The following is a 19,204-nucleotide window of genomic DNA, read 5'->3' on the forward strand; positions in this document are numbered from 1 at the left end:
CTCCTTGGTTTTAGTCGTAGGGAACGCGATGCTTTGAAACTTCAACTTTCCGGCTTGTAGCTCTGTCCCAGCGAGGCGGGAGAGTTCAGCTTGATCGTGGTCTTGTTGCGCGATATCAGCACCAACACGACGATGGTGGCGATATAGGGCAGTGCGGACAGCCATTGCGAAGGGAGCTCCAGCGTCAGGCCTGAGCCTTGGACAAACAGCTGGGAGACCAGCACGCCGCCGAACAGATAGGCGCCGACCAGAATGCGCAGGGGGCGCCAGGTGGCAAAAACCACCAGTGCCAGCGCAATCCAGCCCCGGCCTGCGACCATGCCGTCCGCCCACAGTGGCGTGTAGAACACGGACAGAAACGCTCCGCCCAGACCGGCCATGGCTCCGCCATAGAGCACTGCCATGTAGCGGATGGCGATCACCGGGTAGCCAATGGCGTGGGCTGCGGTGGGTGATTCTCCGACGGCGCGCAGCACCAGACCTCCACGGCTGCGATCCAGAAACCAGGCGGTTGCGGCTACCAGTACCCACGAACCGTAGACTAGCCAGTGCTGGTGAAACAATGCGGTGCCCAGAAACGGTATGTCCCCAAGTATGGGAATGGTGGGGACGGGCACGGCCGTCAGTGGCGCGGATTCATAGGACTTGCCCAAAAAGGCCGACAGACCCACTCCGAAGATGGCCAGGGCCAGCCCGCTGGCGACCTGGTTGGCCTGCATGGTCAGGCACAGATAGCCGAAGATGAGCGCCAGCGCTGCACCTGCGAGCATGCCCACTGCGGCCGCGGTCCAGGGGCCAGCTCCTGTAAAGGCAGCTGCAAAAGCAGCAACCGCGCCCACGGACATCATGCCTTCTGCGCCAAGGTTGAGCACACCAGAGCGTTCGACGATCAGCTCGCCCAGTGCGACGATGATCAGTGGTGTGCCTGCGACCAAGGTGGCCGCCAGGATGGAGGAAATCAGCGAGGTATCCATGGTCAGGTCCTTTGGAGACCGCCTTGCCAGCGCAGACGGTAAGCAATGAACAGATCCGAGGCCAGCAGGAAAAACAGCAGCATTCCCTGGAAAACCTTGGAGATGGAGGACGGCAGGTTCAGTTGCTGCTGGGCTTGCTCGCCGCCCAGAAAGAACAAGGCCATGATCAGGCTGCTGGCCAGAATACCTACGGGGTGCAGACGTCCGACAAAGGCCACGATGATGGCGGCAAAGCCATAGCCGGCGGAGATTTGCGCCGTCAACTGGCCCATGGGACCTGAAGCTTCGGTCATCCCGGCCACGCCGGCCAGCGCCCCGCCAGCCAGTAGCCCGACCCAGATGGCCTGCTTTCCCGAAAAACCGGCATAGCGTGCGGCATCAGGTGCCTGACCACCGACCTGCATGCGAAAGCCCTGCATGCTCAATTGCAGAAACACATAGCCTGCCAGCAGTACAAACAACGCCAGAATGAAGCCAGCATGCAGGCGTGTACCTTCGATCAGCACAGGCAACAGCGCACTGTCGCCAAAGCTGCGGGTTTGGGGAAAGTTGTAGCCGTCAGGGTCCTTCCATGGGCCATAGATCAGCCAAGATGCCAGCAACTGGGCAACATAGACCAGCATCAGCGACACCAGGATCTCATTGGTGCCAAAGCGTGTGCGCAACCAGGCTGGGATGGCTGCCCACAGCGCGCCGCCACAGGCACCGGCCAGCACTATCGCGGGCATGGCCCAGAAAGCGCTTCGGTCGCCCACCATCAGCGCAATGCCGGTGGCAAACACGGCGCCAAGAATGAACTGACCTTCTGCGCCGATATTCCAGACTCCAGCACGAAAGCCGATGGCCAGCCCCATGCTGATCAGCATGAGCGGTGTGGCCTTGAGCAGCAGCTCGCTCAGGCCATACAGGTCACTGATGGGCTGAATGAAGAAGGCATGAATGCCTTGCAGCGGTTTTTGACCCAGCGCGGCAAAAAGCAGTGCTCCGCTGAGCACGGTAAGCAGCACGGCCAGCAGTGGTGAAAGCCAGCGCATGGAGCGAGAGGCTTCGGGACGTTTTTCAAGCTTGAGCCACACGGTAGACCTCTCTTTCTGTATGAAGAGTGGGCGGTACAGCATGGGGAAGGGGGGCACTCTCATGAGGCCACATTCCGCTCATCCACAGGCCTATGGTCTCGACATCGGTCTCGTCAATGGCAACCACGGGAGATAGGCGGCCATCAGCAATCACAGCGATGCGGTCGCAGATTTCGAATAGCTCGTCCAGCTCTTCGGAGACCACCAGCAGGCTGGCGCCGCTGTTTCTCAGCTCAATCAGCGACTGGCGAATGAAAGCTGCTGCTCCCACATCCACGCCCCAGGTGGGCTGGGCCGCGATGAGTACTTGAGGCTTCTGCATCAGCTCCCTTCCCACGATGAACTTTTGCAGATTGCCGCCCGAGAGCGAGTTGGCAGGCGCTTGCGGTCCTGAGCATTTGACGTGAAAGCCCGCGATACAGTTCTGCGCAAGCTGGGTCACCGCATCTCTGCGAATCAGACCACGCTGCAGCAGGCCTTGGTCATAGGCAGTCAGCAAGGTGTTTTCGGCCAGGCTCATGGCTGGAACCGCACCACGCCCCAGACGTTCCTCCGGAACAAAGCCCAAGCCTTGTGTGCGGCGGCTGGCGCTGTTCAGGTGCGCGACTGGCTGGCCATTGAGATGAATCATGGCGGCATCGCGCGGCGGAAGCGGGTCTTCTCCTGATAGAGCAAACATCAGCTCCTGCTGGCCGTTGCCGGACACTCCGGCAATTCCCAGGATTTCACCGGGCTTGAGGGTAAAGCTGATGTCCTGTAACGCAGTGCCAAAAGGATGGCTGGCAGCGCGGGACAGAGAATGGACCTGTAGCCTGGCCGTGTCTGCTGTATTTGCCATGGGCTTGGGGCGCTGGCAGGGCACCAGCTCCTTGCCAATCATCATGCGGGCCATGGAGGCTGGTGTCTCCTGGGCCGGAATGCAATGGCTCGTCACGCGGCCGCTTCGCAAAACAGTAGCACTGTGGCAAAGCTCTTGAACTTCATCCAGCTTGTGGCTGATGTAGAGAATGCTGCAGCCTTCATCGGCCAGCTGGCGCAGGGTTTCAAATAGCTTGCGCACGGCCTGCGGCGTGAGTACCGAGGTCGGCTCATCCATGATGAGCAGCTTTGGATTTTGAAGCAGGCAGCGGATGATTTCCACGCGCTGGCGCTCGCCGACGGAGAGGGTGTGCACCAGCCGCAGCGGGTCTATGGGCAAGCCATAGCGCTGGCCGACCGCATGAATGCGCTGACACAGGTCAGCCAGGTCGGGGCGACCCGGCAAGGCGAGGGCCACGTTCTGCACGACGGTCAGTGTCTCGAACAGCTGAAAATGCTGAAACACCATGCCAATGCCCAGTGCGCGAGCCAGGCCGGGGCTGCCCATCTGCACGCGCTCGCTCTGCCAGTAGATCTCTCCGTCGGTTGGAGTCGTCACTCCATAGATGATTTTCATCAGCGTGGATTTCCCCGCGCCGTTTTCGCCAAGGATGGCTTGAATTTCACCGGGTGCCACGACCAGGTCGATGCCATCATTGGCAACCACGGAGGAATAGACCTTGCGAATGCCTCGCAACTCCAGCTGGGGTTTGCTTTGAGAAGGGATGAGGCTTGGCATATCAGGCCGCCTTTTCTAGAGCGTGAAGGGATTGCTCCTGGCTGGCGCTGGCGTTAAACAGAACGTTCAGCAGCACGGCGGTGAAGGTGCCCAGCAAAATACCGTTCTGGCAGAATTTGGCCAGCAGGTCTGGCAGGCGCATGAAGAAGCGGTCCGCGACGAGAGGAATCATGCCCATGGCCAGGCTGATGGCCACGATGTAGGCGTTCTTGCGGTTTTCGACAAAATCCACATGGCTGAGAATGCGCACGCCCGTGGCTGCCACCATGCCGAACATCACCATGGCTGCGCCGCCCAGAACATACTGGGGAATGGATGCGGCGATGAAAGACAGTTTGGGAAAGCTGCTGATCACGATCAGCATTACCCCGGCTGTTACGCAGACCCAGCGGCTGCGTACCCCGGTGACCTGCACCAGTCCGATGTTCTGCGCATAGGAGGTGTATGTGAACGTGTTGAAGATGCCACCCACGATGGCTCCAACACCATCGGCGCGGAGGCCGCGGGCGATATCGTCTTTCTCCAACGGACGCTCCACCACTTCTGAAAGGGCCAGGAACTGACCCACGCCCTCGATCATGATGACAACCATCACCACGCACAGCGTGACCGTGGTCATCACGTCAACGGTGGGAATGCCAAAGTGAAATGGCGTGATGATGCGTACCCACTGTGTGGATTGCATGCCCACGAAGTTGACCTGGCCTGATGCCAGCGTGATCAAAAAGCCAACGGCAATGCCGATCAGGACGGCAATGTTTGACAGAAAACCCTTGCACCAGGCGATGATGAAGAGAATCGTCATCAGCACAATGCCGGAGATGGCTATGTGCGAAGGAATGCCATAGGCTGGGTTGTTGATGGGGCCGTTGGGGCCGGGGATGGTGGGGTTTCCACCCGCTGCCCAGTTGATTCCCACGCGCATCAGCGAAATGCCAATGATCAGAACGACGGAGCCGGTGACCACGGGTGGAAACCAGCGCAGTAGACGGCTGACATAAGGAGCAACTAGTAGCGTGAATATGCCCGCTATGATGACTCCGCCAAAAACCGCTCTAAGACCTAGCCCTGGTGTGCTGCCTGCTGCAATAATAGGAGCGACTGCGGTGAAGGTCACTCCCATCATCATGGGCAGGCGTATGCCCACCTTGCCAATGCCCATGCTCTGGATGATAGTCACCAGCCCGCAGCAGAACAGGTCTGCTGCGATCAGGAATGCTGTGTCTTCCTTGGTGAGCTTGAGCGCGCTTCCAATGATGAGGGGAACGGCAATCGCCCCCGCATACATAACCAGCACATGCTGCAGTCCCAGTGCTGCTAGTTGGGGCAAAGGCAGTTTTTCATCGACTGGATGTACTGCAGGCGGACTATGGTTCGTGGTGCTCGTCGTCATGGTTTGTCTCCTGAACAGGTTTCGAGCGGTCTGGAAACACCTGGCTTTTTCAGCTCTGTGTGTCCCAGACGGTTTATGGCTGTCTCATGTTTCGTTGCGCAGGCTGGAGAGAATCAAGGGTTGAACACGCTGCATGGCTTCGGGGCTGATGCGTGCCCGCAAGCCGTCGAACTTGGGTCCCCGCGTGGCATCGATGCCAAGGCGTGAGGTAGTTCCATCGGCGGAAGAGGACGGGTCCAGCGGGCTGCCGGGTAGTCCGTCCACCATGAACAGATCTTGGTGCGGCTGGAAATGCGTTGCCATGGCCCAGAGCACTTCTTCATCGCGGGTGATGTCCACATCCTCGTCAACGGCAAACACTGTCTTCAGATATGGGTCCCAGCCCAGCAGGCCCAGCATGACCTGGCGTGCTTCTCCGGGGCGTGATTGCTTGAGCGCGATATAGGCGTGGAAGTGCGTTCCGGAATTGGGGTAGTGCACCGCAGTGACGCCGGGAAAGCGCTCCTTGAGCTTTTCCACCATCTCGGACTCTCTGGGGATACGGCCCAGATTCAGGTGCTCGGCTGAATTGCCTCCCACTACATCGAGCAGCCAGGCATCGCTGCGCTGCATCAGGGCCTCGACCTTGAAGACGTTGTTGGTGGATCGGTCCGAGGAGTAGCCGGTGAATTCGCCGAAAGGCCCTTCTTCGGCGCGCATGCTGGGGTCAATCACGCCTTCAAGAACGAACTCCGCATGGGCAGGCACGGAAATGCCGTACTTTGGAGTATTGACGACTTGCAGCGGAGCACCGATCAGCCCTCCCGCCACGTGGCGCTCATCGATGCCATAAGGCAGGCGTGCAGCCGCGGCCAGCATGAACAGCGGATGTGCACCGATGACCATGGCCACTGGCAGGGGTTTGCCTTGGGTTTCGGCGGCCCGCAACATGCGCCACAGGTGACCGCGCGAGTGCAGGCTGGTGGCGATCTCCGTGTCTGAGTGAACCATGGAGCGGTGATAGCTCACATTGCTTATGCCATCGAACTCGGAAATCAGAATGGAGTTGGTGATGTAGGGGCCGCGATCACTGGCGAAATGCTTGATGGTTGGGATGTCGGTATGCAGATTGATCTGGCTGCTCTTGATTTGCTGCAGGACTTTGCCGTCCTGAATCAACTGCGGCTGCAGCAGGTTTCTGCTGCGAGCTTGGTATTCGGCGTGTAGGCCTGCTGCGCCCACTCCGCCCAGCATGCGGCCCACGCGTTCACGTGAGGCAAACAGATTGGTAATTAATGGGCGCTGCAGGTCGTCAATCTGGTTGAAGCGTAGCAAGGGGTGAAGACCTTGAGCGGCGAGGGACCAGACGATGGCAGTGACATCCTGGTCACGACCGGCGGGGTGGTCGATGGACAGAACATCCTCCGGCCAGCTGTCGGCATAGGCTGCATAGAAGTCGTGCAAATCCTGACCGGTGTCCATCATTGTTGTTCTGGCATTCATCGAGTGCCTCCTCGGCAAAGCGAAACGGGGAGCCAGTGATTGCTGGCACTTTCTCTGTATGGGGTGCCCACCGCCCGTAGGCGATGGGCGAGAGCCGCACTACTTGGCTGCGGCGAAGGTCATGGCTTCTTTTCTTTCGACGCCTGCGTAGGTGTCTTTCAGACGGGCCTTTGCGTCTTCCTGGCTTTTTGGCGGAGGTGTGGTTTCAATGCCCACCAGACGCGCAATGTTGTTGCCCAGGTAGTCTTCCAGCGTGTCCTCGTCGAGGTCGATTCCGTGCGGTGCGGGGCGGCACAGCATTTCCAGCTCGCGAAGCCACATGCCGGGCTCGTTGGGAGGGCTGTCCGTGCCGAACACCAGCTTGTTGCGCGGCAGTTCCTTGGCAAACTCGGCAATGCGCGCCTGGAAGCACCAGCCGGATTCGACATAGACATTGGGAGTGTCCATGGCCATCCAGAAGGTCTCGAACGAATAGTTGCCACCGGTCTGAATGCCAAAGTGCGCGATCACGAAGTTCACCATGGGGAACTCGCGAATGATCGGGTAGAACATCGTGGGAATGGTGAACGGGCCGTCACCGGTGTGGATCAGCACAACGATGTTGTACTTGGCGCAGACCTTCATCGCCGGGCGCAGCCATTCCAGCGCGCGATCAGGCCGGTAGCCATGCATATTGGCGTGCAGCTTGATCATCTTGAAGCCATAGGCCAGATGGTGGTACTCGATTTCGGCAGCACCGTTTTCGGGACCCCAGCGGGGGTTGTAGGTGAAGTTGCCGATGAAACGGTCAGGGTACTTCTGAGTGAGCTCGGCAATGTAAGACATATAGTCACGGATGCCGTCACGGCCGCGGCGGTTGCCATCACGGTAGCCGGTATTACCGGGTGGGGGCTGGATGAAGCCCATGTCGATGCGGCGCGGCTTGCCGTTGATCATGTAGGGACCATCCATGAGCTTGAGCATGCGCTCGCCATTGAAGGGCGTACCTGTGTGGCGCCACGCCTCGTCCACCAGATTGGTGGGGTGCAGGTGAGTGTCGATAATCATTTTGTGTCTCCGGGCTTGAATTAGTACAGTTCGATCACGGGCTGGCGCTCGGCCTTGTGGCCCAGCATCTGCTCAGCCTCTTCAAAGGTGCGAGGGGCTGGCGTGGGTTCGATGCCGATCATTCGGGCGATGTTGTTGCCCAGGTAGTCCTCTAACGTTTCCTCGTCGAGATTCATGCCCTGTGGGGGGTTGGTACACAGCACTTCCAGCAGGCGCAGCCACATGCCGGGCTCGTTGGGTGGGGTGTCGGTGCCAAAAATGATCTTGTGCTTGGGCAGTACCTTGGCAAACTCCACAATGCGCGACTGCAGGCACCAGCCGGATTCGCAATAGACATTGGGCAGATCCATGGCGGCTTGAAAGGGCTCAAAGCAATAGACACCGCCGGTCTGCACGCCGAAGTGGGCCATGATGAAGTTCACATTGGGGAACTCCTGAATCATGGGGATCCATTCGGAGGGGATGCTGTAGGGGCCGTCGCCCGTATGCAGCTTTACCGGCACACCCAGCTCGGCGCATTTTTCGAAAGCCGGGCGCACCCAGTCCAACGCGCGGTCGGGCCGGTAGGCATGCATATTGGCCTGCATCTGAACCATCTTGAAGCCATGCTCCTTGACATAGCGCTCTATGGCTTCGACGCCGTTCTTGACGCCGCAGCGAGGGTTGTAGACAAAGCAGCCAATGAAGCGGTCGGGATGCTCCTGCACGCATTTGAGTGTGTAAGCCATGTAATCGTCGATGGACTCGCGGCCCGACTTCTCACCGTCGCTCCATGTGTAGATGGTGTTGCCCTGGGGCGGCTGAATGAAGGCCTTGTCGATACGGCGGGGTTTGCCATTGACGTAGTAGGGGCCATCCATGGTTTTGAGCAGCCGGTCCACGGTATAGGGTTTGCCGTCGTGCCACCAAGCCAGGTCAACCTGGTCGGTGGGGTAGCAGCTGATGTCGATGATCATGTGTCTCTCCTTCTGTGATGACGGTTGAAGCGCTTCAGGCGGCTTCCTGAGCCTCGATGGAAACCAGGTGGCGAGTGAGTGCGCTTCGCAGCTGCGTGGCATTGAGATGGCGACCAATGAAGACCAGCTTGCTGCCGGGTGTTTCATCCCACCAGGGCAGGGCGGGCTTGAGTTCGAGCAGGCGGTGAACCCCTTGCAGCACATGGCGGCGGTCATCGCCTTGCACATGCAAAATTCCTTTGACGCGGTAGATGTCGTCGCCGTGTTCGCTCAGCAGTGCATTCAGCGTGGGCATCAGGGCATCGATATCGAAGGGCCGGTCAAAGCTGAACGACACAGAGTTCACGGACGGGTCGTGCGTGTGAGCATGGTCAGCGGACTGGCTAATGGCCGGCAGATGATCGTGTTCCTGGTGCGTGCAATGCTCGTCGCAGACACGGGCGCCGATAGGGCCGCCAATGGCTGGCTTGTGCAGAAAGTCGGGGTCTGTCATGGACAGGGCATCGGACTCATATGTCTGCAATCCCAGAATCTGGGATAGGTCCACTTGGGCCTGCACAGTGCGCATCACAGGCGCAATGCTGTTGAGTCTGCTGATGCGGCGCTCCAGCTCCTTGAGCTCGGGCTCGCCGACCAGATCGGACTTGTTCAGCAGGATTCGGTCTGCAACCACAATTTGCGTGACGGCCTGGTTGTCATACTCGGCCAAGGCTGGATCGTCCAGGTGAGGCTGGACGTGTACGGCATCTACCAGAGTTACGATGCCGTCCAGCATCACTTTCTTGGCCACGTCGTTGTCCATGAAGAAGGTGGCGGCCACGGGCGAGGGGTCCGCCAGTCCGCTGGTCTCCACCAGGATGTGGTCAAACTGGTCCTTGCGCTCGAGCAGCTTCTGCAGAATCTGCACCAGATCGTTGCGCACATCGACTACGCAGCAGATGCATCCATTGGCGACCTGGAAGATTTCCTCTTCGGAGGCCATCACCAGATCGGAGTCCACATCTATTTCGCCGAACTCGTTTTCGATCACAGCGATGCGGTGACCATGCTTTTCCGTGAGGATGTGATTGAGCAGCGTCGTCTTGCCTGCCCCCAGAAAGCCAGTGAGTATGGTGACGGGAATGGGGCGTTGAGAGGTCGAGGTCATGTGTAAGCTCCTTCTGTGACACGGTGGCTTTGCGCAGTCCGGGCTTTGAGCGCTTGCAGCACTTGCTCGGGACGGATGGGGTAGTGACGAAAGCGCACGCCGATGGCGTCATACACGGCGTTCACGATGGCCGGACCGATGGCGATGATGGGGTCCTCGCCCACGCCTTTGGCGCCATACGGCCCGCCTGGATCGGGCGCGGTCTCCAGCAGCACGGTGCGTATCTGAGGCATGTCCATGGACAGCGGCATCTTGTAGTCGACAAAGTTGGCATTCAGTGAGCGCCCGGTACTCATGTCGATCTGGTAGTCCTCGTAAAGCGTGTGACCTATGCCCTGCTGTATGCCGCCTTCGATCTGGCCGGCAGCCGCAATCGGATGGATAACCTTGCCAATTTCATGCACGGGTACAACCTGCAGTACCGTGATCTGGCCGGTTTCGGTGTCCACGCTGACCTCGGCAAAGTGGGCCGCGAAGGAATAGGCCTTGGTCGGGTGGTAGGTGGCTGTGCCCACCAGTTGCGCAGCCGGAATGCCTTTGCGCGCTGCGACGGCATCACGCACGCTCATGCTTTTGCCATCGGGGCCACATATCACGCCTTGTGACACCTGGAGGTTGGAGGCAGCAGTGTCAAGATAGCCTGCAGCGCGCTCCAGCAGTTGCTCTTTGACCTTCGCTGCCGCCATCTGGGCTGCTCGCCCACCCATATAGGTTGTGTGGCTGGCAAATGCGCCAATGTCCCAGGGAACGACGTCGGTGTCTCCATGCATGACGCTGACGGCTTCAAAGCACAGTCCCAGCTCCTGGGCCACGATTTGTGCCAGCGCCGTATGAGCGCCTGTGCCCAGACCGGCAGTGCCCGTCAGCAGTACTACCGTGCCGTCTTCATTCATCTTGACGATGGCATTGCCTTGCTCCTTGATGCCGGGGTAGGCGCTGCTGCCATGCATTTCGCAGCCCATGCCCCAGCCTCGGCGTACCGGGCCCTCTTTCGGACTTGAGCCACGCGGCCAGTGCACCTCTTCCATGCCGCGGCGTATGCAGTCGGGCAAGCCGTGGCCTACGATGGGGTGGCCCGAAGGGGCCAGATCGCCCTGGCTGACGGCATTCATCAGCTTGAGCTCTGCCGGGTTCATGCCCAAGACCTGCGCCGCTTCATCAAGCTGCAGGTCCAGCGCAAAATAGGTCTGAACGACGCCATAGCCGCGAAACGCGCCAGCGATGGGGCTATTGGTATAGACGCACAACCCTTCCAGGTCCACGTTCTCGCAGCGGTACAGCGATGTCAGGGATGCTGTGCCCACGTTGGTCACGCCCGGGCCATGTGAGCCGTAGGCACCTGAGTTGAAGACCACGCGGGCCTGGCGCGCGGTGATGCTGCCGTCCTTGCGAAAACCCTGTTTGAGCCAGATCTTGAAGGGGTGTCGGGTGCGGCCTCCGAGGAAGGTTTCTTCCCGCGAGAACTCCATGCGCACAGGACGGCGCGTCTGTTTGGCTAGCAGTGCGCAGAGAAACTCGCTCTGGAACAAGTCCTGCTTGGCGCCAAAACCGCCGCCCATATGGTCAACCAGCACGCGCACCTTATGCAGCGGCAGGCCCAGCACTTCGGCCATGATGCCGCGCACCATGAAAGCCGTCTGGGTGGAGATCCAGACCGTGAGATTGCCGTTGCCATCCCACTGGCACATGCAGGCGTTGGGCTCCATATAGGCGGGAGTGGGGCGGCCGCCTTCATACTCGCCTTCGAGGACAAAGTCGGCTTCCTCAAAGCCTTTGACGATATCCCCGCGCTGTACCCGAACCGGTGGCAGCACCAGGTTGCCACCAGGCTCTCGGTCGTGAATGAGTTGGGAGGCCGGTGCGGCCAGAGCTTCTTCGGTGGTGAAAAAAGCCGGAAGTAGCTCATATTCGATATCAATGAGATCAAGAGCCTGCTCTGCAATTTCTTCGCTTGTTGCCGCGACCACAGCAACACTTTCGCCCCAGTACCTGACCTTGCTGTCCAGAATGTACTGATCGCAGGTGACTGATGCAGAGCGTGGGTGTGGTGAGCCTGCGTGCAGTACGCGGGGTACGTTCTCATGGGTCAGAACGGCTTTCACTCCCGGCAGGGCCAGAGCCCGGCTGGTGTCGATCTTCACGATGCGGGCATGGGCGACATTGCTGCGCTTGGTCCTGGCATACAGCAGGCCGGGCAGATGCATGTCAGCCACATATTTGGCGTCGCCTGTGACCTTGGCCAGCAAGTCGTTGCGCTTGACGCTGGTTCCGATGATGGATTTTTGGCTCATGATGCGCTGGCCTCCTGTGCGACGGGGGCGGCTGCAGCAATGGCGTCCAGAATTTTGGTGTATCCCGTGCAGCGACAGATGTTGCCGGCGATGGCAAAGCGGATGTCTTCGGTGCTGGGGCAGGGGTTCTCGTCCAGCAAGGCTTTGGCTGCGACCAGAATGCCGGGTGTGCAGAAGCCGCATTGCGCCGCGCCGCATTGCATAAAGCATTCCTGCAAGGGATGAAGCTTGCCGTCTGCACCTTGCAGACCTTCAACGGTGGTGATTTCGGCTCCCTGGGCTTCTGCAGCCAGAATCAGGCAGGCGTTGGCAGGGCGGCCATTGAACAAGATGGTGCAGGAGCCACATTCGCCCACATCGCAGCCTTTTTTGGTGCCTGTGAGGCCCATCTCGGTGCGCAGCGCGTCCAGCAGACTGCGGTTGGGTGCGACATCGAAGTCCAGCAGGTCTCCATTGACCGTGCAGGAAACATTGAGCTTGTTCATTGTTGTGCCTCCTTGATGGCTTGTGTCAGTGAGCGAGCAGTCAGCACGCGCACCATGTCCCGGCGGTAGCCAGCGCTGGCGCGCACATCGCTGATGGGCGTCGCTGCAGTAGCTGCCGCCAGACTTGCTGCTGCGATATCCTGTTCATCAGGTATGCGCCCCTTGAGCAGAGCCTCTGCGGCCGCAGCCCGCAAAGGCGTGGGCCCCACTGCGGCAAGAACAATGGATATGGAATCCACTTTTCCTGCGGCGTTGAGCGTCACGCTGACCGCCACGCCGACGGTGGCCAACTCCATCTGGCTGCGCCGGCCATGCTTGATGTAGACCTTGCCGGTGCGCTGAGCAGGGGCGGGAAGTTGGATATGGGTGACGATTTCATCGGTCGCCAAAGTGGTGCGCCCCCTGCCTTGCAGAAAATCTTCTACCCGGCATTGGCGCTGCCCTTGCGTGCCGTAGATGTGCAGCACGGCACCGTCGGCAATCAGCGGCGGCAGGCTGTCTGCCGAAGGCGAGGCACGGCAGACATTGCCCACCAGCGTGGCGCGGTTGCGGACCTGGATGGAGGCGAAGTCTGTGCAGGCCTTGGCCAGACTGGCGTAATGCTTGAGTGCGATGTCCGAGGTCTCGATCTGTCGGGTGGTCACCAGTGCGCCCAGGCACAGACCGCCTTCCGAAGTGAAACTGAAGTCATCCAGGCCCGGAATCTTCTTGATGTTGACCACATGCGACGGTGCCCGCACATGCTCTTTCATCATCACCAGCAAATCCGTACCTCCGGCCATCAGGCTGGCAGTGCCTGCGCAGCTTTGCAGCAGTTCTGCGGTCTCCTGCAGGCTGGTGGGTTCTGCATACTCAAAGAACTTCATGCTTGTGACTCCTGCTTCATGAGACTTCGCTGCGGCGGATGGCTGAAAGCCCTTGCCAGCGCTTGACGGTGTTCACTTCGATGTCGAAAAGATCCAGGACCCGGCCCAGCGAGTGGTCCACCATCTCGTCGAGATTGGCTGGGCGGGTGTAGAAAGCGGGCACCGGCGGGGTGACGATGGCGCCCATTTCCGTCACGGCCAGCATGTTTTTGAGGTGGGTGAGTGTCAGCGGCGTCTCTCTTGCCATCAGCACCAGGCGGCGGCGCTCCTTGAGCATCACGTCGGCAGCGCGAGAAATCAGCGTGGAGCCAATGCCGTTGGCAATCTCGGCCAGCGTCTTCATCGAGCAAGGTGCAATCACCATGCCCAGTGATTTGCAGGAGCCGCTGGCAACGCAGGCGCCGATGTCCTCGTTCTTGTGAACCTGTGCCGCCAATGCAGTGACCTGAGACAGCTTGAGATCGGTTTCCGCGCCCATGGTGATTAGCGCGGCGCGGCTCAGGATCAGGTGCACATCAATGTCCGTATCCTGCAAAAGCTGTAGTAGCCTGTAGCCATAGATGAATCCGGATGCTCCGGAGATGGCCACGATCAGACGCTGACGGTTGACCTGCTGCATCTTCATGAAACTCTCCCAGACATATGAAAGCCATGACCCCGGAACAGGCCTGGAAGGAAATCGGTGAGCGCTATGCGGTTCCCGGTCGTGCGGCTGAGCTGCTGCAGCAGCAGAACGAGCGCGGGGTGGATGTGGTCCTGGAGCTTTTCTGCGAATGTGCGCAGGCTCGTGGATTCCGGCTCGATGCCCGGGTCAGGCAAGAGGCTGATGATTGCGTGCGCGATTGGCGTGCGCAGGTGGTGCAGCCACTGCGTCAGGTTCGCCATGCGCTGAAGCCCATGATGGAGCGAGTGAGCGATGCTGCGCAACTCAGAGCCCAGATTCAAGCGTCCGAGCTGCAAGCCGAACGCGTGCAAGTGGGGATGCTCTGCGAGTGGCTCGATAAATACCTGGCTCGATCTGCTGCGGCGAGTGCCGCTGGCTGCAAGATCTGAAGCTCCCCTTGAGAACGTTAGGGTAGAGCACAGCATCCTGGCCTCCTGCTTAGGAAAACCGACCCGACGAAGCCCTTTCGTCACGGGGATGAGTTAATGCTGGCAGAAGGTGAAGCTTTGTAAAACTATCGAGGGCTTATATATTCATTGCTGATTCATATGATTTGGCGATAAATATATGTCGATTACCCTACGTCAGCTGGAAGTGTTTGTCGCGGTTTCTGAGGAGGGTAGTCTCACTAGGGCCGGTGAATCGCTGGGCTTGCCGCAGTCCAGCATCAGCACGCAACTCAAGGAACTGGAGGGGTTGCTCGGCCTCAAGCTCTTTGATCGTCACACGCGCATGCTGCGCCTGACCGAGGGCGGCATGCAGATACTGCCGCTGGCGCGCAAAACACTGGCAGATCTGGCGGCCATGCTCGACGGCTCAGCACAGCTCAAGACGCTGGAGAGGGGGCGGGTTTCGATTGCGGCTTCTTCCATGCAGGCGGCTCTGGTGCTTCCCCGAATGGTCAAGTTCTTCAGCGAGATGCATCCGGGCATCAAGATTGAGCTGCTCGATGTTACCCAGGACGATGTCATCCAGATGGTCAAAGGCGGTGCTGTGGATTTTGGCGTGGGTACGGCCTTTGGCGACCATGGAGATCTGTCTATGAAAACACTGTGGTCAGAACCTTTTTTTGCCGTGATGCCGCATGACCATGCTTTGGCGAAAAAAAGAAGCGTGACCTGGAAGGAGTTGCAAAAACACCCCTTGATAGGATCTCGCAAGGGAAATCCAGTGAGAACGGCGCTGGAGTTTTCCCTGGCGAGTGAAGGCGTTTCGCTGAAATACGTGCATGAAGTTGCACTGCCGTTGACCATTGTCGGTATGGTTGCAGGGGGACTGGGTGTGGGCGTTCTGACAGGCTCTACACGCCGCCTTTCGGAGTCGATGGGGTTGGTGCTTAAGCCTATTTCCCAACCTCGACTGGAGCGAGAAGTCGTGCTGGTGCTTCATGCCGCGCGTTCGCTGTCTCCTGCCGCAAAGAAGTTCAGTGACGCATTGGTGAGTTGGACGAGTCTTAAAAGATCGCGCTATAACGAAGATGACAATGATGGTCATTGGTTCTGCAATGTTTGCTATCAATTCGGATGCGCACTAAAGCATCAGATGTGATTCAGGCCAGAGTTTTCTCCATGGTTTTCAGGGCCCTGCTGATTGCGCACGTTCTTGCCGAATAGATCAGGTACTTTCATCTTCAAGGTGTTGAGTGTGGGTTCAACTGATCAATGCAATGCAACGACTGAGGCACGAAGCAAGGGCGGTGGATTCACGACACTGAAGTTCAGAAAATACTCGTGTGGTATCGCTGAAAAGCTGGCGATAGCTTGCACGAGACCGGCAAGCAGTTTGGCTGAGCACACCTCCGTTCACTCCATCCTGAGTGGATCGTCCATCTGCGAGACGCCGATGGTGCTTGGCGCAGTCTCTGGCCGAGAGAGAATCAACCGGCTGACACTGCGGACAGCTAACCGGGAGGTTGGCACCATCAAATTCTTGACAGCGAACCACCTGGAAGGCATCAACTTGAAAAAGATTCGCGAATGTGGCTTCTTGTAAGTGATTGCTTTGATTGACGCTGGATGGTGTTTACGACTTTAGTTCGACAGGCTGCGCAGGTGATGCTCTGGAAGGTGCATGGATGCTCGGTCTGTGTTTACAACTTTAATGACCCAGAACATCGGCTGTGGATGGTTGACTTGCTATTTAAAAAATAGCGTTTTGCGCATGTATACATTGAAACTTGAATGCTTTTAATATTGAAAGTAAGTAATAGTTTGAGGTAATTGCTTCCATATTAATAGCATTCTCCTGACTTACCCGCAGGCAGTCGCAAACGCTACGCTGCGCTGCAGCATGGGCGCTTAAAGTGGCTGCATCAATGCACAAGCAAGGAGCAGGACATCATGGCAATGGATTTTCAAGGTCGTGTGGCCATCGTGACGGGAGCGGGCGGTGGTCTGGGGCGTCTGCATGCGCTGGCCCTGGCCAGGCGCGGCGCCAAGGTGGTGGTCAACGATCTGGGCGGCGCGGTGGACGGCTCGGGCGGCTCGGCCACGGCGGCGCAGCAGGTAGTGGATGAAATCCGTGCGGCGGGCGGCGAGGCGATTGCCAACGCGGCCTCCGTGACCGACTTCGAAGCCGTGCAGGCCATGGTCAAGCAGGCCATCACGGCCTGGGGGCGCGTGGACATTCTGGTCAACAACGCCGGCATTCTGCGCGACAAGAGCTTTGCCAAGATGGACATGGCGGACTTTCGCCTGGTCGTCGACGTGCACCTGATGGGCGCGGCCAATTGCTGCAAGGCGGTCTGGCCCTATATGCAGGAGCAGAACTATGGCCGCATCGTGATGACGACTTCGTCGACGGGCCTCTACGGCAATTTCGGCCAGGCCAACTATGGCGCGGCAAAGCTGGCCCAGGTGGGCCTGATGCAGACGCTGGCCATCGAAGGGGCCAAACACAATATCCGGGTCAACGCGCTGGCCCCCACTGCGGCCACGCGCATGACGGCGGGACTGCTGCCCGAGCCGGTGCTGGAAGCCCTGAAGCCGGAGGCCGTGGTGCCTGCCATGCTGGTGCTGGCGCACGAGAGCGCGCCTACGCGCACCATTGTCTGCGCCGGTGCCGGCGGTTTCGAGGCGGCGCACATCACCATGACCGAAGGCATTTATCTGGGCATGGGCGAGGCCGTCCCTGAGGAGTTGGCCGCGCGCCTGGCCGAGGTCACTGCCAGCGAGGGCCAGCAGGTGCCGGCCAGCGGCGCCGTCCAGGGACAGGTGGAAGTGGGCAAGGCCATGAAGGCGCATGGACATTGATCAAGGCCAAAGTCGCCGCATTTTTTGCCCTGTACGAGCGGCAAGAGCGGCTGGCGGTTGCGATTAGCACAGCTGAAAAAAGCCCTCTCGCGAGGGCTTTTTCTGTTTTGGAGTGAGCATGTGCTCATGTTTGGGTTGCTGTTAACCTGACAAATTTCTGGAAGAGGCCCTGGCTCTTAGCTGCTCAACAGGCCGAAAAACGTGGTTAAGCGGCCAGCCGCCATCGCGTTGCGTCTTGTTTCTCTATCATTCGCCGTCTGGGCGCGATTGGGCAGACGAAGTTTGTCGTCAGCGTCTTCACTAAGAAGGTAAGAACAATGAAGACATCGCAGGCCGCCGTGAATATGCCCACCGCCGAGAGGCTGCTGGGCATTCGTCGCGGCATCGAGAAAGAGGGACTGCGGGCATTGGCTACAGGCTCGCTGGCCCTGACTCCGCACCCGGCGGAACTGGGTTCGGCTCTCACGCACCCGCACATCACCACCGATTACAGCGAGTCCCAGCTGGAACTCATCACCGGCGCACGCCTGGGTGTCGAGGAGTGCCTGGACGAGCTGACTGAAGTCCATCAGTTCGTGCTGCGCAACCTCAGCGAAAGCGGCGAGCTGATGTGGAACTCCAGCATGCCCTGCCGCCTGCCTACGGATGAGACGATTCCGCTGGGCCGCTATGGCAGTTCGCACTCGGGCCGTTCCAAGAGTGTGTACCGCATGGGTCTGGGCCACCGCTATGGCCGCCGCATGCAGACCATCTCGGGGATTCATTACAACTGGTCGCTGCCCGGAGTGAGCAGCGACCAGTACTTTGCGCTGATCCGTAACTTTCGTCGCAACGCCTTTGTGCTGCTGTATCTGTATGGGGCCTCTCCCGCGCTGTGTCCCTGCTTTGTGGAAGGGCGCGAGCATCGCCTGCAACCGCTGGGCGACGGCAGGCATGCGCTGTACCTGCCCTATGCCACATCGCTGCGCATGGGGCGCCTGGGCTATCAGAGCGACGCGCAGTCCAGCATCAATGTCAGCTACAACGGACTCGACGGCTATGCGGACTCCCTGCATGAGGCGCTGACCCGTCCTTACCCGGCCTACGAGCAACTGGGCGTGAGAAACCCCGGTGGCGACTACAACCAGCTGGGCACGGGCCTGCTGCAGATCGAGAACGAGTTCTACGGCACCATCCGCCCCAAGCGCACCGTCAAGAGCGGCGAGCGCCCCCTTCACGCGCTGCGCGAGCGCGGCGTGGAATATGTGGAAGTGCGGCTCATGGATATCGATCCCTATGAAACCGTGGGCATTGCCCCGGCCACCATGCGCATGATCGACGTCTTCCTGCTGCACTGCCTGCACAGCGACAGCCCTGATGACACGCCCCAGGAAATTGCCGACCTCAAGCACAATCAGCATCTGGCCGCAGAACAGGGCCGCGAGCCGGGCCTGACGCTGGTGCGCAACGGCCAGCAGGTGCTGCTGACCGACTGGGCGCAGGATGTGCTCGAGCAATGCCGTCCCTATGCCCAGGCTCTGGACGCTGCTCACGGCACAGGCGACTACAGCGCTGCGCTGGATCAGGCCCTGGCCCGCGTGCAGGATGCGCAGTCCACGCCCTCGGCCCATGTGCTCAAGGAGCTCACCGGCGCCTATGACAACCGTTTCATAGACTTCATGACCATGCAGTCCGCCAAGGCGCGCGATGCCTTGCTGGCCATGCCCTGGACGGCCGAGCAGCAGGCGCGCTACGAGCAGATGAGCCAGGAGTCGGTGACCGCGCAGCAAGCCATCGAGGCTGCCGACACCATGACGTTCGAAGAATGGCGCCAGCGCTATATGGACCCGGCCAGCCTGCGCTGATTCTCTGAATTCGATAGCAAAAAGCGCTTGCAGTTATTGAGCTGCAAGCGCTTTTTCTTTTTGAGCAGGTCGCGATGTCATGGCCTTGTCATCTGTGTTTCATATCGTAACGACGAGCGGGGCACTGCGCT

The 19,204-nt window shown here is 59.4% G+C and carries 16 protein-coding genes; 4 read left to right on the forward strand and 12 right to left on the reverse strand.

The window, feature by feature from the left end:
• Positions 1 to 41 precede the first annotated feature (41 nt).
• The 12 genes from DFO48_RS19410 to DFO48_RS19465 all read right to left on the reverse strand — a co-directional run bounded on the left by DFO48_RS19410 (position 42) and on the right by DFO48_RS19465 (position 13,939).
• A complete protein-coding gene (locus tag DFO48_RS19410) occupies positions 42 to 974 on the reverse strand; it encodes an ABC transporter permease (protein ID WP_114864499.1) in 933 nt (310 codons plus the stop codon).
• Positions 975 to 976: 2 nt separating this feature from the next.
• Positions 977 to 2,008 (reverse strand): ABC transporter permease, encoded by a 1,032-nt coding sequence (locus DFO48_RS19415; RefSeq protein ID WP_199407035.1) that lies wholly within the window; start codon positions 2,006 to 2,008, stop codon positions 977 to 979.
• 25 nt (positions 2,009 to 2,033) lie between these two features.
• Positions 2,034 to 3,647 carry an ABC transporter ATP-binding protein gene (locus tag DFO48_RS19420; RefSeq protein WP_114864501.1) on the reverse strand — a complete coding sequence of 538 codons (1,614 nt, stop codon included), beginning with the start codon at positions 3,645 to 3,647 and terminating at the stop codon, positions 2,034 to 2,036.
• Position 3,648: 1 nt separating this feature from the next.
• Positions 3,649 to 5,040 (reverse strand): nucleobase:cation symporter-2 family protein, encoded by a 1,392-nt coding sequence (locus DFO48_RS19425; protein ID WP_034349261.1) that lies wholly within the window; start codon positions 5,038 to 5,040, stop codon positions 3,649 to 3,651.
• Between the two features lie 84 nt (positions 5,041 to 5,124).
• A complete protein-coding gene (locus DFO48_RS19430) occupies positions 5,125 to 6,522 on the reverse strand; it encodes a UbiD family decarboxylase (protein ID WP_370449597.1) in 1,398 nt (465 codons plus the stop codon).
• 99 nt (positions 6,523 to 6,621) lie between these two features.
• Positions 6,622 to 7,569 carry an amidohydrolase family protein gene (locus DFO48_RS19435; protein ID WP_003077654.1) on the reverse strand — a complete coding sequence of 316 codons (948 nt, stop codon included), beginning with the start codon at positions 7,567 to 7,569 and terminating at the stop codon, positions 6,622 to 6,624.
• Positions 7,570 to 7,589: 20 nt separating this feature from the next.
• Positions 7,590 to 8,525, reverse strand: coding sequence for an amidohydrolase family protein (locus tag DFO48_RS19440; protein WP_003077653.1), 936 nt, complete (start codon positions 8,523 to 8,525; stop codon positions 7,590 to 7,592).
• 34 nt (positions 8,526 to 8,559) lie between these two features.
• Positions 8,560 to 9,672, reverse strand: coding sequence for a GTP-binding protein (locus DFO48_RS19445; RefSeq protein ID WP_114864502.1), 1,113 nt, complete (start codon positions 9,670 to 9,672; stop codon positions 8,560 to 8,562).
• Complete coding sequence (locus DFO48_RS19450; protein WP_003077650.1) at positions 9,669 to 11,963, reverse strand: xanthine dehydrogenase family protein molybdopterin-binding subunit; 2,295 nt, start codon at positions 11,961 to 11,963, stop codon at positions 9,669 to 9,671. Before DFO48_RS19450 ends, DFO48_RS19445 begins: the two co-directional genes overlap by 4 nt.
• A complete protein-coding gene (locus tag DFO48_RS19455; RefSeq protein ID WP_003077648.1) occupies positions 11,960 to 12,448 on the reverse strand; it encodes a (2Fe-2S)-binding protein in 489 nt (162 codons plus the stop codon). Before DFO48_RS19455 ends, DFO48_RS19450 begins: the two co-directional genes overlap by 4 nt.
• A complete protein-coding gene (locus DFO48_RS19460) occupies positions 12,445 to 13,314 on the reverse strand; it encodes a xanthine dehydrogenase family protein subunit M (protein ID WP_114864503.1) in 870 nt (289 codons plus the stop codon). The genes DFO48_RS19455 and DFO48_RS19460 overlap by 4 nt, the downstream gene beginning before the upstream one ends.
• Positions 13,315 to 13,330: 16 nt before the next feature.
• Positions 13,331 to 13,939 (reverse strand): UbiX family flavin prenyltransferase, encoded by a 609-nt coding sequence (locus tag DFO48_RS19465; RefSeq protein WP_114864504.1) that lies wholly within the window; start codon positions 13,937 to 13,939, stop codon positions 13,331 to 13,333.
• 17 nt (positions 13,940 to 13,956) lie between these two features.
• On the opposite strand from DFO48_RS19465, the gene DFO48_RS19470 reads away from it, so the two are divergent.
• From DFO48_RS19470 to gshA, 4 genes are all read left to right on the forward strand, one after another.
• Positions 13,957 to 14,367, forward strand: a complete 411-nt coding sequence (locus DFO48_RS19470) for a TIGR02444 family protein (protein WP_003077642.1) — start codon at positions 13,957 to 13,959, stop codon at positions 14,365 to 14,367.
• A gap of 178 nt (positions 14,368 to 14,545) precedes the next feature.
• The gene (locus DFO48_RS19475; RefSeq protein WP_053283426.1) at positions 14,546 to 15,526 is read left to right on the forward strand and encodes a LysR family transcriptional regulator; all 981 of its coding nucleotides are present in this window, start codon (positions 14,546 to 14,548) and stop codon (positions 15,524 to 15,526) included.
• Positions 15,527 to 16,317: 791 nt separating this feature from the next.
• Positions 16,318 to 17,229: an SDR family NAD(P)-dependent oxidoreductase gene (locus tag DFO48_RS19480; RefSeq protein WP_034349259.1), complete on the forward strand. Its 912-nt coding sequence runs from the start codon at positions 16,318 to 16,320 to the stop codon at positions 17,227 to 17,229.
• 317 nt (positions 17,230 to 17,546) lie between these two features.
• On the forward strand, positions 17,547 to 19,073 hold the full coding sequence (gene gshA, locus DFO48_RS19485; protein WP_114864505.1) for a glutamate--cysteine ligase: 1,527 nt from the start codon (positions 17,547 to 17,549) through the stop codon (positions 19,071 to 19,073).
• The last annotated feature ends 131 nt before the right edge of the window (positions 19,074 to 19,204 follow it).

The sequence above is a fragment of the Comamonas sp. AG1104 genome (genome assembly GCF_003350425.1).
Classification (GTDB): domain Bacteria; phylum Pseudomonadota; class Gammaproteobacteria; order Burkholderiales; family Burkholderiaceae_C; genus Comamonas; species Comamonas testosteroni.